Origin of the sequence: Pseudoalteromonas sp. CST2 (assembly GCF_028599385.1) — a bacterium.
In the GTDB taxonomy this organism is placed as follows: domain Bacteria; phylum Pseudomonadota; class Gammaproteobacteria; order Enterobacterales; family Alteromonadaceae; genus Pseudoalteromonas; species Pseudoalteromonas atlantica.
In genome coordinates, this window is record NZ_JAQREO010000003.1 from 67,471 (window position 1) to 82,447 (window position 14,977).

A 14,977-nucleotide genomic window follows, 5' to 3' on the forward strand; every position below is an offset into this window, starting at 1 on the left:
TACAGCTGTAATAAAACGATCACCTCACTGTAAGGTAAGTTAAATATGTTAGGGCTATATTAGCTGCACTTGCAACGAGACATGCAAGTGTTGGACATACTGAATATCCCCCTATTGTTGGCAAGCTTTATAGCTTGCCATTTTTTTGCCTAAAATTAAGGGTTTTCTTTGGATCAGGTTTTTACTAACTAAAGTGAATTTACTGCCAGTAATAGCCCTGATAAGCCAATCAGTAACATATTTAAAAAGCTAAATGGCTTAATCAACTTTTCTATAAAATTATAAAAAATCGTTATAATTAATACACTTAGCCCCATAAAGCCACAAAACAGTAAAGCACCGTATCCCTGCTGCGTAACCACACAGAACAATAAACTTAGTAAAATACTGATCCAGGCAACTATTAGCAGCAAATTACTTTGCAGCTTAGAGGGACGCGTTGTAAACACCGTTTTAAAATGCGCTGGTTTTGCCAAAGCAAAACCATTAAAAGCAAACAAACAGAGGCTAAAGCTTAGTAAATCAATCATGCTTTTTGCCCCTTTTTATTATCGGCTAGCTTATTAGCTGTTTTTTTAGATGCGCTAGAAGCAGTACGTAATTTTTCGGTTTGTACTAAAAACAGTATGCTAAACAGTAAAAATACCGCATCGAAAATAAACAAGGCCCATTGCTTATTAAGTAAGTAGCTCACTATATTGCCCTGTGTGGTAAGCGCATTTATTGCCGGTACACTCAAACAGGCGAGGGCATTTATGGCTGCCATTACACGCCATTGCAGCCTATCGCGCTTTAAAAGTGCCATAACGGCAACCACTAACCACGCTAAAAAGAACGCTGTAACTTCTTTTTCATCACGCCCTGCTACGGTTGGACTAAGTAATCTATTGGCAATAAAAAAGGTGCAAGTAGCCAGTGGTAAGCCCATAATGGTGGCAAGGTTTAAAGCTTCGACTAATTGTAAGCCAAATGAGGCTTTACCCTTATTACGCTCGCGTATGCGTTTAGCCCACATTATGCAGCCAGAGCCAATCATTACGCAGCCTGCAATACCGCCAAGTACGTATAGCCAGCGCAGTAAAGGCGTAGCAAAGCGCCCTGTATGCATAGAGTTAAGTGATTCATAAAGTGCTTTACTACTGCTAAGTTCGTCATCAGTTTGTGCAACTAACTCGCCCGTAGCGCCACTAAACAAAAGCCGTGGAGATTGATCGCGAAGCGCCTTCGCAGGGCTTACCAATACCGTTACTGTTGAAGCGGCCATATTCGGTTTACTAACCTGAACACGCGTAATATCTGCACTAGGCCACTTAGTATAAACTTGATCCAAAATAGTGTTTATAGGGAGCAATTCTGCACTGCCTTGGGCGTTATTAGTCACGTTATTGCTAGGTGTTACATCGTTAAAAAAGCCACGCATACCCTTGTCGTACGTCGTTAACGCAGGGTAGGGGAACAACATAAATATAAGCGTAATAATGCCTGTGTAGGTAATCATTAAATGAAACGGTAGGGCAAGTACCGAGCTTAAATTATGTGCATCTAACCAGCTACGAGTCCCTTTATTGCGCCTAAAAGTAAACATATCTTTAAATATGCGCTTATGAATAACCACGCCCGAAATTATTGCCAGTAGCATAAAAAAGCTGGCAAAACACACTACCCAGCGCCCTGTTATGGCATCTAAATAATAAAGCTGATAATGCAACCGGTAAAAAAAGTTACCGCCTTTACTTTCAACAAAAGAAGGCAGCGCTTGCATGGTGTTTGGGTTTAATTGGGTATTTACAAACTGGCTGCGGCGCTGCCCCGGCTCTTTAGGTTTTGCATAGCCATATACCAAATACGGTATTCGCTCTTCGGGCAAGGTAATACGCCAACTAGGGGAATTTTCAGCGTGCTGATTTAAATAATCAAAGCCATTAATAATTTGCTGCCTTTGCGCGGCCACTCTGTCGGTTTGGGCTTGCACATTGTGTATAGCCGGCTGATTCCACAGATTTATTTCGTCTCTAAAAAAGCTCGCTGTGCCTGCAAAAAATATTACGTAAATAATCCAACAGGTAAGTAAGCCCACCCAGGTATGTAGCCAGGTCATCGACCTAAAAAAACTGTCTTTCATAGCCAACCCTTCAGTAATGCCAATACAGCAACAAAAAAACCGGTACTTAGTAAAATACTGATCCAAACAGTTTTTAACGACTTAACCGAAAACGCATAAATAAACACTGCGGCGTAAATTAAAATACTGATAGACACACACAGTAAAACGGCATCTTGCTTAGGAATGGGCAGCAGTACACTTAATAATGAAATACACGCTGAGGTAAACGCATAGCCACCCACAATGGCAATAATAAAACGCAAAAATACTAACACTCTATAGCTTTGGGCCACCTTTAAAAGCGCAGCTAGGTTAGTTTTTGTAAAAGGTGCTATGTGCAGAGGTGCCTGCATAGTTAACAAATCCCTTATTCAAATACGAGGATAAAAAGAAGGCGTTATTATAAAGCTTACAAATACAAAAGATAGCGATTCTCATTTGTATATTCTAGTTAATTTAACATTAGTGCCTAGCATGTTAGTAAAATACTGATCTCTGCCGCTTTAGGGTTATTGCTTAGCTAATAACGAAGGTTTACAGTGGTCAATACTGGCAAGCCAATGAGTAAATTTAAAATGAGCAACCACGAAAAACTAAATTATGTAGAGTTTCCCGCGTGCGATTTAACAGCTACAAAAAGCTTTTTTACTAACGTGTTTAACTGGCAATTTACCGACTACGGCCCAGAGTATACGGCGTTTAGCGGCCAAGGGCTTGATGGTGGCTTTTTTAAAGCACCGCTTAAATCACTTACTCAACATGGGGCCGCACTGCTGGTGTTTTACAGTAACGACATTCACGCTACCTATAAAAAAGTAGCGCAATATGGCGGCAAAATAGTAAAACCTATTTTTGAGTTCCCCGGTGGCTGCCGCTTTCATTTTACCGAGCCCAGTGGTAACGAATTTGCCGTATGGTCAGAAAAACAATAAATATATCAGATAATTAGTTGTTACTTTCAAGTGAGATCACGATTTTACCAACTAATAACTAATTTGAGTAAAATAAACCGATTTTTTACCAACTCATTAGGTCTAAATGGCCATTTAGAACAAAATTTAAGCATTTAAGGCCAGATTTATATGGATCCGATCAATTTAATTGAGCAAGTTAGTAAATGCGTGATCTGTGAACCTCATTTACCGTTAGGTGCTCGCCCCGTTATACAATTTAATGCCAATGCGCGTATTTTAATTGCCGGCCAAGCACCGGGCATAAAAGTACACGAAACTGGCAAGCCCTTTAACGATGCCAGCGGAAACCGCCTACGCGAGTGGCTTGGGCTAAGTGTTGATGAGTTTTATAATCCGCAAAAAATAGCTATTTTACCTATGGGCTTTTGTTACCCTGGTAAAGGTAAGTCGGGCGACTTACCCCCGCGTAAAGAATGTGCACCTGCTTGGAGAGCGCAATTACTGGCCGCTCTGCCAAATTTAGAGCTTACAATAGTGCTTGGTAAATACGCGCAGGCTTATCATTTACCGCATACTAAAAACAGGCCCTTAACCGAGTTAGTAAAATCGTGGCGTGAGTATTGGCCGGAGCATTTGGTGCTACCACACCCAAGCCCACGCAATAATATTTGGCTTAAAAAGAACCCGTGGTTTGCACAAGATGTACTGCCAGAACTTGCTGGGCGCGTTGCTGCAATATTAAATAAAGAACCACAATGAACAGCTATAAATCAAACGGTTATATGCTTGTAAAGGGGCTTTACAGTATCAAAGAGCTAAATAAAATTAAGCTCCTAGTTAATGCCTTTCATACAAAGTGGAAGGCTAATAACCATGAGTTTTATCAATCCCGTGCAATTAATAGTTCAGGCATAACAAATAGTGAGTATTTAACGGCGCAGCAAAACGAAGCCTTATTTAGTTTAATAGCTGATAACAAATTAATTAAGCGTGTAAAACAGGCGATTAGTGAGCCACTGTTTTTAAATACTCAGTTATTTTTTAATCCCGTTAATGTTACACAAAAAAACTATTGGCATCGCGATATGCAATACCATTTAAATGTTCAAGAGCAACAAGCTGCGTTAAACGGGCCCGACGTAGTGCACTGCCGGTTAGCCCTTGAAGACGAGCCAGGCATAGAGCTTGTGCCCCACTCGCATAAAAATTGGGATACACTAGAGGAGCTAAATGTACGTTTTGCAAAAAATAATAAACTGCCAAGCGATAACCTAACTACAGGCAAAGTTATTAAACTTAATGCGGGAGACTTACTGTTGTTTTCAGCCAATATGATTCACCGAGGCTTATACGGCAAAAACCGTTTAGCACTGGATATTATTTTTTGCGAAAATGCACCACAGCTTACTGCCTTTATCAATGCAGCAAACACCCCAAGCTCGGCAATAGCAAATAAAACTGCTAATCCGCAAGTATTTTTTAACCCACTTTAAACCCGCTATAACCCCATTTAGCACAACACTTTTTCGCTTAACTATAAATATTACTAATAGTGCTGAATAAATAAACATCACTGTTATTTATTTTAAGACTCGTCAGTATGAAATAGACGCAAAATTATCCAATAAAAATAACCTCTATAATGGAGTTGCAGCTATGACAACTGAACACACACATTTAAAGCCTAGCTTTTTAAAACAAAAAACACTGACTTTATTTACGCTCAGCGCATTAAACGTGGGTATGGCACAAGCTGGCGAGCAAAAAATAAATAAAAGTGAGCTTGAAACCATTACTGTCACCTCGCAAAAGCGGGTGCAATCGCTACAAGATATTCCTACCTCTATTCAAGCGCTTTCTGGCGATTACCTCGAGCAAAACAGTGTTGAGGATTTACTCGCCCTAAGCGAAAACCTACCTAACGTGCATATAACCGAAACCTCAAGCAGCAAACGTATTTTTGTACGCGGCATAGGCTCGGGTACTAACTCAGGCTTTGAGCAATCGGTTGCTATGTATAAAGATGGCGTGTATTTAGGGCGCGGGCACCAGGCTAAATTTCCATTTTTAGATATGCAGCGCCTTGAGCTTATAAAAGGCCCGCAGTCGGTTATGTTTGGTAAAAACGCCACAGCAGGAGCCTTTAGTATGGTTTCAAATTCGCCAACCGATGTACTTGAAGGCAATGTTTCGGCAGAGTTTGGATCAGACAACGAAAAGCGCTTTACAGGCGTTATAAACATTCCTATTAACGATGATTTAGCCATTCGTATTGCCGCGTTTGACCACTCTGTTGATGGCTTTTTATATAACCAAGCGCGCCAAAGTGATGAGCAATCTAACGACTCATCAGGTGCGCGTTTATCAATAGATTGGCAAATAAACGATGATATAAACGCATTGTTTAAGTGGGAACACGGTGAGTTTGAATCGCATGGCTCGCGCTACCAATACATTATTGATACTCCCAACCGAGATTTACAAATAGCAAATGACCCTACTAACCCAGGCAATGTAGGGTATCGTTCACTTTTATTAAGCGACAACTCGGGTCTTGATTACACAAGTTCGGTATCGGGCGATGATCACCCAGGTGGGCTTAATGAGCAAAGTAAAACCACGCTTGATAACGCATCACTTAAATTAACCTATAACCATGGCGAATACGAATTTACCTCTGTAACCACGTATAGCGAGTACGATTGGGACTCAACATTTGACGCGGACTTTTCAGAAATCCCGCTTATAAAACAAGACTACTTAGAAACCTATAACCAGTTTACGCAAGAGTTTAGAGTAAGCTCGCCAACAGGGCGCACGCTTGAATACGTAGCGGGCATTTTTTACATGAGCAGTGAGCTTAAACACCCAAACGATATTTTATTTGGTGCATCGTTACTTATTCCTGATTTAGTGGGTACATCATTGGGCGTAAATGCGCTGTTTGATCAAGACCAACAAAGCTACTCAGCATTTACCGCCCTTACTTGGAATGTAAACGCGCAATGGCGCGCTAATTTTGGCCTGCGTTATCAAAAAGAAGAAAAAGAAGTAAGCAGCGTACAAAGTGTGTATAGCGTATTTGAGCCAAACACACCGCAAGCCGTACAACAATTTGCTAATGCCGCTGCGCCCACTATTGCAGGGCAGCTTTCGGGCGCGGGGGTACATAACCTTAACGCTAAGCGTGATGAATCGCACTTATCACCCAATATTAGTGTGCAGTATTTAGGGTTTAACAACACCATGTTATTTGCAAGCGCTGGCATAGGCTACAAAGCCGGTGGTTTTGATGGCTCTGGCTTAAATTGCTCACAAGGTAATACGGTTGATGAAAACTCAGGCTTTGAGTTTGACGACGAAAAAGCCACAAACTTTGAATTTGGCATTAAAGCCGAGCCAATTAAAAATACTCTACAAGTAAACGCTACACTGTTTTACACCCTGTACGATGACCTACAAGTATCTGAATTTAATGGTAATGCATTTGTAGTTAAAAATGCCGCCGAAACCAAAGTAAAAGGGATTGAGCTCGATTCGCGCTGGGCAATAAATCAGAGTTGGCAGCTATCGGCAAACCTTGCGGTGCTTGATTTTGAATACGAGCAATACGCCAGTGCCTCGCCAACGGTTATGCAAAGCGAGCTACTTGGCCAAGCGTTTCAAGATTTAACCGGACAAACGGGCGCGTTTGCTCCCGATTACTCAGGCAATATAGCGATTGATTACAATACCGAGGTATTTTCTAATTTAACTTTAAGTAGCAATTTAGCGCTTAACTTTAGTGACGATTACTTTTTAGAGCAAGATCTTGACCCAATAGCCAAGCAAAGTGCTTTTGAAAAGCTAAATTTACGCATAGAGCTAGGTAGCAGTGAAGGAGATTGGTCGGTGTCGTTATTAGCTAAAAACCTAACCGATAAACACACTTTTTCGCAGGCCAACGATGTGCCAGTAATTAGCTACGCACACCGTTTTTTATCAGAGCGTGGGCGCAGTTATCACGCACAATTTAATTACCGCTTTTAAGTTTGTCAGCAGGGATAAGTTGCTGGGCTAAACCTAGCAGCTTTTCTCGCATCCAACTATTTACTAAATCGTCATCGGCTTGTTCGTGCCAATACATGTGCACGGGCATTAACGGCACATCAAACGGCAAGCTAGTTACATGCACAGGCATTTGCTCTTTTAATACCTGCGCGTATGCGTTTGGCATTGTCATTATCATGTCGCTTTGGCTAATCACTTTAGTCGCCGCAAAATAATGTTCACATTTAAGCACTACATTACGGGCAAGTGCATGCTTTGCCAGCGCCATATCAATAATATCTACCTGCGCACCTTTTAACGACACCAACGCGTGCGATGCCTTTGCGTAATTTTGTACGGTTAAGTCATTTAATATTGGGTGATCGTGCCTACAAATTAGCGAAAAATGCTCATTACAAATAAAGGTGTTTTTTATGTGGTTACTGGTAGGGGTAAGCACATCAATGACTATATCGAGCTCTTGGTTTTCGAGTGATTTTTCCATATCAACATGCGACACCTGTCGGCTGTTAATCGTGATATTGGGGGTGTTTGTGAGTAGGTCGCTCATTAGCGGCGGAAAAAATATCGATTCTAAAATATCTCTAAAGCCAAATTTTATTTCGCGCTTAAAGGCGGCTATATCAAAAAGCCGTTCGTTATTTAAGGTTGACTCTAATACCTGCACCGACTCAATAACTTGCGCTATTATTTTTTGGCAAAAAGGTGAGGGCACCATACGCCGCCCGTGGCGAATAAATAATGGGTCGTCAAACTTTTCTCTAAGGCGAGAAAGCGCATGGCTAACAGCAGGTTGCGTTAAATGCAGTTTATCCGCTGCAGTGGTAATACTGCCCTCTTGATATACCGTTTTAAGTATTACAAACAGGTTTAAATCTATCTTTCCATGCATAGTATTTATGTTTAACCATTAATTAACATCACTTCTATTTATCTTAAGCGAGACTAAACTAAAGTCAACAGAGTTTAATTTAGGATTATTATGAGCAATACACTAGAGCAGCAAGCCGCAAAAATGACCATAGGCAGCGACAAATTTAAACTTATTATGCCGCCTAAATTTAGCACCCTAAACGAGCAACGCAGCTACGAAAAACAACGCCTAGCCGCTGGGTTTAGAGTATTTGCCATGTACGGTTTTGATGAAGGACTTGCTGGGCACATAACACTTCGCGACTGCATAGAGCCCGATACCTTTTGGGTAAACCCTGTGGGTATGCATTTTGCGCATATTAAAGCGTCAGATCTTATTCGGGTTGATCATAAAGGTAATATTATTGAAGGCAGCACACCGATTAATAATGCCGCGTTTGCTATTCATTCACGCATACACATGGCACGACCCGACGTAAACGCAGTAGCCCACGCCCATACACGTTATGGCCGTGCGTTTTCGGCATTAGGTGAGCTACTTAAACCTATTTCGCAAGATGCCTGCGTATTTTATGAAAACCATAGCGTATTTGATGTATTTAGCGGCGTAGTGGCCGACAGCGAAGAGGGCGACATGATAGCTAAGTCACTGGGTGATCACTGCGCTGTTATTTTGCAAAACCATGGTTTACTTACCGTCGGTTCGTCGGTTGATGCCGCAGTTGCCAATTTTGTATTGCTAGATAGCTGCTGCCAAAGCCAATTATTAGCGCAAGCCGCAGGCGAGCCTAAGCTGATTTCTCACGATGTTGCGCTACACACTAAACAAGCCAATGGCTCAGAGCTAGTTACATGGGGGAATTTTCAGCCCATGTATCAGGTCGTTGCCGCAAAAGATAACAGCTTTTTAGATTAAAGCACTGGCAATAGCTTAATTTTGATAGACTAAAATTTGCGCGGTAATGGCCCACACACCCAAAGCCGCGTTTAAATACTATGCACTCACACGCAAACACACACATTATAAAGATACGTTGAGGGTTTTATGAATATAACAACAATTAAAAACCACGCCGATGTTGGCAATTTAAACCTTGCGGAAATATCACCAGAGCAACTTCCTCGCTCTACTTATCATGCCATTTTACAATCGGCAAAAAACTTTGGTGATGCAACCGCTATTGAATACATTTTAGATGGCGACTGCACTAGCGAAGCGCAAATTCCGTTTGCAAAAAAGCTTATTCACCGCATTTTAATGACCTTTAAAGGTAAAAGCTTTGCAAATCCGCACCGTAAAATGAGCTACAAAGCGCTTGCCAATAACGTAACAGGGCTTGGTAATGCATTGCACTCGTTGGGTATTACAAAAACCGAGGTAACCTCGCTGGTGCTACCTAACTTCCCTGAAACCTATGTATCGCTTTGGGCAGCAGAGGCCGCTGGCATTGCAAACCCCATAAACCCCTTGCTTGATGAGTCCATAATGAAAGAAATTATGATCTCAGCCAATACCAAAGTAATCATTGCCCTAGGCCCAGTCCCTGGTAGCGATATTTGGCAAAAAGTAATGGCAATTAAAGAGCATATACCTGGCCTAAAAGCGGTTATTAGCTTATTTGGTGACGACATAGCGTGCTCGCAAAATAATAAAGTACCCGTGTATGGGTTTAAAAAGTTACTCGCAGCGCAAAATACGCAAGCAGCTAATTTTATTTTGCCTGAGCAAAGCGATGTGTGCGCGTATTTTCATACGGGTGGTACCACCGGCCTACCAAAACTTGCCAAGCACTTGCACTTAAACCAGCTTACCAATGCAGGGCAGGTTAATTTACTTTCGCCAGTAAACGCAGGCGATACCATGCTAGTAGGTTTGCCCATATTTCATGTAAATGCGGCAGTGGCAACAGGCATAGCCTCAGTTATGAAAGGCTGTAAAATTTTACTCGCAAGCCCTTCTGGCTTTAGAGGTAAAAACATCATTCCAAACTTACTCACCCTAATTAATAATTACGATGTAGCCGTTATGACCGCCGTACCTACGGTTTACGCTGCTATGGTTGAGCAAATTACCTCGCAAAAAATATCGGTGCCACCGCTTAAAATGAAGTTTGCCATTTGTGGGGCCGCGCCGCTTTCATCAGATTTACAAGCCCTGTTTACTAAACTCACAAACACCCCACTGGTAGAGGGTTATGGCTCAACTGAGGGCAGCTCAGTAAGTACGTTAATGCCTGTAAACCCAATTAATAAAGAGGCTTCTGTAGGGCTGCCAATACCTGGTATTACGCTTAAAATTGCCGATATAAACGAGCAAGGTACGCTTGTTAAAATGTGCGATACACTCGATGTCGGCGAAATAATAATAACCGGTAATAACGTATTCCCCGGTTATGTAGAAGATGCGCATAACCAAGGCGCATGGGTAGTTGATGAAAACGGCCAACAGTATTTTAGAACCGGCGATTTAGGAAAAATAGATGAGAACGGGTATGTATCCTTATACGGTAGGCAAAAAGAGCTAATAATACGTGGCGGGCACAATATAGACCCCAAAATGATAGAAGATGCCGCAACCAGCCACCCCGAAGTAACACTTGCAGCCGCCGTGCCACGCCCCGACAGCTACGCAGGCGAAGTGCCGGTACTTTACGTAACGCTTAGCCCACATAGCACGCTTAAGCTTGATGATCTCACCGCGTATGTTAGCGCCAACATACCTGAGCGGGCAGCAATACCAAAAGCTATTTATATAATTGATGAAATACCGCTTACTGCCGTAGGTAAAATTTATAAGCCCGAATTGGTTTGCCTAGAAATAAAACAAACCATTACAGAGGCTCTTAGCGAGCAATTAATCAACAAAACCGTGCAAATAAATGTGTTTGCTGATAAAAAGTTAGGCATAAAAGCCACAATTTTAGTTAATGAAAATGAGTTAAACGCGCTGCAACAACAGATAAAAACGCTGCTAACCCCGTACTCATTTAACTACGAAGTGCTGGCATTAAAAACAACAGAGGCCGCCTAATTTGAACGCATCATTTTTAACAGAAATCATACTCCCACTCGCTCTTGCCCTTATTATGTTTGGCATGGGGCTTGGGCTTACAGTTGGCGACTTTACGCGGCTTTTTAAAAAGCCCTTAGCAATTGCTATGGGCTTACTAGGTCAAATTATTGCCATGCCGCTACTGGCTTTAGGTTTGTGTTATTTACTTAATTTACCCACGCCTATAGCAATAGGGTTAATGATTTTAGCCGCGTGCCCAGGTGGTACTATGTCAAACGTAGTGAGCCAGCTGGCAAAGGCTAATTTAGCGCTTTCGGTAAGCTTAACCGCTGCCTCAACTGCTATTAGCATTATTACCACCCCGTTTATTATTGGCTTTGCCATGCACCAATTTGCGCCGCAAGACGATGCTAATTTTTCTATATTAACTACATCGCTTGGGCTATTTGTAATCACCTTAGTGCCTGTAGCCATAGGGATAAGCCTGCGCCATTTTAAAAGCGAATTTGCGATTAAAAGCGAGCCGTTTTTTAGACGTTTTTCGTTATTTTTTATGCTCGCCATGATAGCCGCGTTAGTAATAAAAGAACGCTCCTTACTGGCAAGCTCGTTTGATGCTGTATTTTGGGCCTGCCTTGCATTAAATATTGGCTCAATGGTCATTGGCTTGCTCATAGCTAAACTTTCAAACCTTAACCTGACCGATTCACTAACACTTGGGATTGAGGTAGGGATTCAAAACGCATCGTTGGCTATTTTAATTGCTATAAGCTTTTTAAATAAGCCCGAATACGCAGTAACAGGCGGTGTATATGGCCTTGCCATGTTTATTGGGCCGCTGTTATTAATTGCTGGGCTTAAGTTTAAAAACAAACATCTTGTAAACGCTTAAAAAAACGCGAAGCGCCAAATTTAGTTCTCTAAGTTTGGCGCTTTTTTTATAGCTATTAACGTTTAAAAATAGGCTGTACTTGCCCGCGTAACCATATTAAAGCGTCGTCTTTATCAGTACTTTGATGCCAGTATAAATGCTGATAAATAGCAGGCATAGTAGTGGGCACGGGGCGTGCTATTAGCGTGTCGTCTAGCAATTGGCTGGCAACCATTGAAGGTAAAGTAAGTAAAAATGGCGCGTCTTTTATTACCTCTTTCGCGGCAAAATAATTTTGACAACGTATAGCCACCTGCCTATTAAAACTCAATTGCAATAACGCAATATCTTCAATAACAGTGCCGGTTGCTCGATTAGATACCGCAACATGCTTAGCCGCTAAATAATTGTCTATATTGAGTTGGTTTTTAAGCGGGTGGTTTTTTTTCATGAGTACACAAAAGTGATCACTTGAGAGAACAGCGTGGCTAATGGGCGCTTTTATTGGCCGTGCTACATCAATTGCCATATCTATTTGATGATTAGCTAATTGCTTATGCATTTCTTCACGGCTTAATTTTACGCTCGCTAAGCTTGCATTGGGAGCATGTTTTGCCAGTGCAAGTTGCAATTTAGGCAAAACAATAGGCTCTATTGCATCGTGCAGGGCTATTTTAAAAGTTTGCGCTGTGGTCGCTAAATTAAAGTCACCGCAGGCTTGTAGCACTTGGCGTAATTTTTCGAGTAAATCTATTAGCTCGGGTGCCATACGTTGGCACGCAGGGGTGGGGAGCATTAATTGCCCTTGGCGCTCAAATAACGGATCGTTTAATACACAACGCAAACGTTTTATAGCATGGCTGACTGCTGAGGGTGTTATGTATAGCACCTTTGCGGTTTCGCTCATGTTTTTTTCACGGTATAGGCATTCAAATATTTTAAGTAAATTTAAATCTAACTGCTGAATATTTTTAGCTTCAATCATTATTACCCGCTCACACTATGAATGTAATTCACACTTAACTGGTAATATATTTCATTTAATTCATTGGGGCGAATGTTTTATGCTGGGTTAACTAAAAAATAAACAGGCAACCCTAATGAACTTTGAGCCAAGCCAAAAAAGCCAAGACTACCTAAAGCGTGTAACCGCCTTTATGGATGAACACGTATTGCCTATTGAGCAAGCAGTAGTTGCGCATAACCATGCTAAAAATAATTCAAACGATTGGACCACTTGGCAGCTAAGTGAGCACATTGAGCCATTAAAAGCGAAAGCAAAAGCCGCTGGCCTGTGGAACTTATTTTTACCCGATGCAGAACTAGCACAAGGTTTAACCTGCTTAGAATACGCCCCTATTGCAGAGCAAATGGGTAAATGCTTATTTGCCTCAGAAATATTTAATTGTAACGCCCCCGATACCGGCAATATGGAAGTGCTTTATCACTTTGCAAATGATGAACAAAAACAACAGTGGTTAACCCCATTATTAAATGGCGATATTCGCTCAGTATTTGCCATGACCGAGCCCGATGTCGCTTCATCAGATGCGACAAACATGCAAGCAACCATAGATGTTGATGGCGACGAGCTTATTTTAAATGGCACAAAGTGGTGGACCACCGGCCTTGGTCATCCTAATGCACAGGTGGCTATTTTTATGGGGCTTTCTAATCCCGAAAACGATAAACACAGCCAGCATTCAATGGTACTTGTGCCGCTAAACACACCCGGTGTAAACATTAAGCGTATGCTAAGTGCCTGTGGCGATTTTGATGCCCCCTACGGCCACGGCGAAATGGAGTTTAATAACGTACGCGTACCAAAACAAAATCTTATTTTAGGGTTAGGCAAAGGCTTTGCCATTGCACAAGGGCGCTTGGGGCCTGGGCGAATTCATCATTGTATGCGCGCAATTGGCGCAGCAGAGCGCTGTTTAGAGCTCATGATTAAACGCGGGCTGTCGCGCAGTGCTTTTGGTAAACCCTTACTTAAATTAGGCGGTAATTTAGAACGCGTTGCGCAAGCGCGTATGGCAATAGATCAAGCCCGTTTATTAACCCTGCACGCGGCATGGAAAATAGGCACCCAAGGCGTTAAACACGCCATGACCGAAATATCGAGCATAAAAGTAGTCGTGCCTAATATGCTGCAAATGGTCTCAGATATGGCAATACAAGTATTTGGTGGCGCTGGGGTGTCGAGCGACTTTCCTATTGCCTCGTTTAATGCAATGGGGCGTATTTTACGCCTTGCAGATGGCCCAGACGAAGTACATATGGGCATGGTTTCGCGCCTCGAACTTAACAAATACAGCTAAGGCAACACCATGAAAACACGACTAATAATAACAGGTGGAGCAACAGGGCTGGGTAAAGCGTTAGCCCTGAGTTACGCAAGTAATTTGGGCGCTAACTTACAAATTTGTATTGCCGATATAAACGCCGAGCGTGCAGCCACAACCATTAGTGAGCTGCAAGCACTAAAAAGCGATGCCTTTTTTTACGCCTGTGATGTAACCAAGCAAGCAGATGTAAAGGGGCTTTACGATATTATCCAGACCAAGTGGCAGGGCGTAGATATTGTTATAAATAACGCAGGCGTTGCCACGGGCGGCTCGCTTGAGGGCGAATCGCTTGAGCAATGGCAGTGGATTATGGATATTAATTTGCTCTCTATGGTGCGGGTGTGCCAAACGTTTTACCCCGCCTTTGTGCAACAAGGCGGTGGCTACTTTATTAATATAGCCTCACAAGCAGGGCTTACCCCTATTCCGTTTATGAGCAGTTATAACGCCGTAAAAGCGGCGGTTATAGGCTTTAGCGAAACCCTAAAGCTCGAACTCGCCCACGATAATATAGATGTAAGTGTTGTTTGCCCGAGCTTTTTTAAAACCAATCTTGATGAATCCATGCGCACCAGCGAGCCGGCCATGAAAACCATGCTTAACCGTGCCTTTGAGCGCTCCCCCATAAACGCAGAGCAAGTTGCCGATATTATTTATCAGCAGTCGCTTAACCGCCCATTTTTAATTTTGACCCATAAATTAGGTAAACAGGCCTTTTTAATGAAAAAACTACTCCCCGTTGAGTGGTACATTAAAAACATGCTGAAAAAAACACGCTCTATGCAACGTTTAAAATCAAAATAA

At 42.2% G+C, this 14,977-nt stretch carries 14 protein-coding genes; 9 read left to right on the forward strand and 5 right to left on the reverse strand.

Going from position 1 to position 14,977, the window contains the following annotated elements:
• Nucleotides 1-188: 188 nt before the first annotated feature.
• From PSH41_RS05165 to PSH41_RS05175, 3 genes are read right to left on the reverse strand one after another with little or no spacing between them, the layout of a single operon-like run.
• Complete coding sequence (locus PSH41_RS05165) at nt 189-530, reverse strand: DUF3325 domain-containing protein (protein ID WP_055254328.1); 342 nt, start codon at nt 528-530, stop codon at nt 189-191.
• Nucleotides 527-2,122 carry a PepSY-associated TM helix domain-containing protein gene (locus tag PSH41_RS05170; protein ID WP_273588573.1) on the reverse strand — a complete coding sequence of 532 codons (1,596 nt, stop codon included), beginning with the start codon at nt 2,120-2,122 and terminating at the stop codon, nt 527-529. Before PSH41_RS05170 ends, PSH41_RS05165 begins: the two co-directional genes overlap by 4 nt.
• Nucleotides 2,119-2,457: a hypothetical protein gene (locus PSH41_RS05175; protein WP_064385857.1), complete on the reverse strand. Its 339-nt coding sequence runs from the start codon at nt 2,455-2,457 to the stop codon at nt 2,119-2,121. The genes PSH41_RS05170 and PSH41_RS05175 overlap by 4 nt, the downstream gene beginning before the upstream one ends.
• A gap of 222 nt (nt 2,458-2,679) precedes the next feature.
• Here PSH41_RS05175 and PSH41_RS05180 point away from each other — a divergent pair, with 222 nt between their 5' ends.
• The 4 genes from PSH41_RS05180 to PSH41_RS05195 all read left to right on the forward strand — a co-directional run bounded on the left by PSH41_RS05180 (nt 2,680) and on the right by PSH41_RS05195 (nt 7,047).
• Nucleotides 2,680-3,036, forward strand: a complete 357-nt coding sequence (locus PSH41_RS05180) for a VOC family protein (protein WP_006793291.1) — start codon at nt 2,680-2,682, stop codon at nt 3,034-3,036.
• 150 nt (nt 3,037-3,186) lie between these two features.
• Entirely contained in the window at nt 3,187-3,777 is a 591-nt protein-coding gene (locus tag PSH41_RS05185; protein WP_273588572.1) for a uracil-DNA glycosylase family protein, read from the forward strand.
• A complete protein-coding gene (locus PSH41_RS05190) occupies nt 3,774-4,511 on the forward strand; it encodes a phytanoyl-CoA dioxygenase family protein (RefSeq protein ID WP_273588571.1) in 738 nt (245 codons plus the stop codon). The genes PSH41_RS05185 and PSH41_RS05190 overlap by 4 nt, the downstream gene beginning before the upstream one ends.
• Nucleotides 4,512-4,674: 163 nt before the next feature.
• Entirely contained in the window at nt 4,675-7,047 is a 2,373-nt protein-coding gene (locus PSH41_RS05195) for a TonB-dependent receptor (protein ID WP_273588570.1), read from the forward strand.
• Here the strand turns inward: PSH41_RS05195 and PSH41_RS05200 are convergent.
• Entirely contained in the window at nt 7,031-7,960 is a 930-nt protein-coding gene (locus PSH41_RS05200) for a LysR family transcriptional regulator (RefSeq protein WP_024033009.1), read from the reverse strand. The genes PSH41_RS05195 and PSH41_RS05200 overlap by 17 nt on opposite strands.
• A 90-nt stretch (nt 7,961-8,050) precedes the next feature.
• Here PSH41_RS05200 and PSH41_RS05205 point away from each other — a divergent pair, with 90 nt between their 5' ends.
• From PSH41_RS05205 to PSH41_RS05215, 3 genes are all read left to right on the forward strand, one after another.
• The gene (locus PSH41_RS05205; RefSeq protein WP_273588569.1) at nt 8,051-8,857 is read left to right on the forward strand and encodes a class II aldolase/adducin family protein; all 807 of its coding nucleotides are present in this window, start codon (nt 8,051-8,053) and stop codon (nt 8,855-8,857) included.
• Nucleotides 8,858-8,986: 129 nt separating this feature from the next.
• On the forward strand, nt 8,987-10,972 hold the full coding sequence (locus PSH41_RS05210; protein ID WP_273588568.1) for an AMP-binding protein: 1,986 nt from the start codon (nt 8,987-8,989) through the stop codon (nt 10,970-10,972).
• Between the two features lies 1 nt (nt 10,973).
• Nucleotides 10,974-11,846, forward strand: a complete 873-nt coding sequence (locus tag PSH41_RS05215; RefSeq protein WP_273588567.1) for a bile acid:sodium symporter family protein — start codon at nt 10,974-10,976, stop codon at nt 11,844-11,846.
• A 55-nt stretch (nt 11,847-11,901) separates the two neighbouring features.
• Here the strand turns inward: PSH41_RS05215 and PSH41_RS05220 are convergent, their stop codons facing one another.
• Nucleotides 11,902-12,810: a LysR family transcriptional regulator gene (locus PSH41_RS05220; protein WP_273588566.1), complete on the reverse strand. Its 909-nt coding sequence runs from the start codon at nt 12,808-12,810 to the stop codon at nt 11,902-11,904.
• Between the two features lie 115 nt (nt 12,811-12,925).
• Between PSH41_RS05220 and PSH41_RS05225 the strand changes: the two genes are divergently transcribed.
• Both PSH41_RS05225 and PSH41_RS05230 read left to right on the forward strand, forming a co-directional pair.
• Nucleotides 12,926-14,146, forward strand: coding sequence for an acyl-CoA dehydrogenase family protein (locus PSH41_RS05225; RefSeq protein WP_273588565.1), 1,221 nt, complete (start codon nt 12,926-12,928; stop codon nt 14,144-14,146).
• Between the two features lie 9 nt (nt 14,147-14,155).
• Nucleotides 14,156-14,977: an SDR family oxidoreductase gene (locus tag PSH41_RS05230; RefSeq protein ID WP_055254307.1), complete on the forward strand. Its 822-nt coding sequence runs from the start codon at nt 14,156-14,158 to the stop codon at nt 14,975-14,977.

Bases quoted from the DNA above. Each gene is read 5' to 3' on its own strand.
- PSH41_RS05165 (WP_055254328.1), bottom strand. From the start codon at position 530: ATGATTGATTTACTAAGCTTTAGCCTCTGTTTGTTTGCTTTTAATGGT.
- PSH41_RS05170 (WP_273588573.1), bottom strand. From the start codon at position 2,122: ATGAAAGACAGTTTTTTTAGGTCGATGACCTGGCTACATACCTGGGTG.
- PSH41_RS05175 (WP_064385857.1), bottom strand. From the start codon at position 2,457: ATGCAGGCACCTCTGCACATAGCACCTTTTACAAAAACTAACCTAGCT.
- PSH41_RS05180 (WP_006793291.1), top strand. From the start codon at position 2,680: ATGAGCAACCACGAAAAACTAAATTATGTAGAGTTTCCCGCGTGCGAT.
- PSH41_RS05185 (WP_273588572.1), top strand. From the start codon at position 3,187: ATGGATCCGATCAATTTAATTGAGCAAGTTAGTAAATGCGTGATCTGT.
- PSH41_RS05190 (WP_273588571.1), top strand. From the start codon at position 3,774: ATGAACAGCTATAAATCAAACGGTTATATGCTTGTAAAGGGGCTTTAC.
- PSH41_RS05195 (WP_273588570.1), top strand. From the start codon at position 4,675: ATGACAACTGAACACACACATTTAAAGCCTAGCTTTTTAAAACAAAAA.
- PSH41_RS05200 (WP_024033009.1), bottom strand. From the start codon at position 7,960: ATGCATGGAAAGATAGATTTAAACCTGTTTGTAATACTTAAAACGGTA.
- PSH41_RS05205 (WP_273588569.1), top strand. From the start codon at position 8,051: ATGAGCAATACACTAGAGCAGCAAGCCGCAAAAATGACCATAGGCAGC.
- PSH41_RS05210 (WP_273588568.1), top strand. From the start codon at position 8,987: ATGAATATAACAACAATTAAAAACCACGCCGATGTTGGCAATTTAAAC.
- PSH41_RS05220 (WP_273588566.1), bottom strand. From the start codon at position 12,810: ATGATTGAAGCTAAAAATATTCAGCAGTTAGATTTAAATTTACTTAAA.
- PSH41_RS05225 (WP_273588565.1), top strand. From the start codon at position 12,926: ATGAACTTTGAGCCAAGCCAAAAAAGCCAAGACTACCTAAAGCGTGTA.
- PSH41_RS05230 (WP_055254307.1), top strand. From the start codon at position 14,156: ATGAAAACACGACTAATAATAACAGGTGGAGCAACAGGGCTGGGTAAA.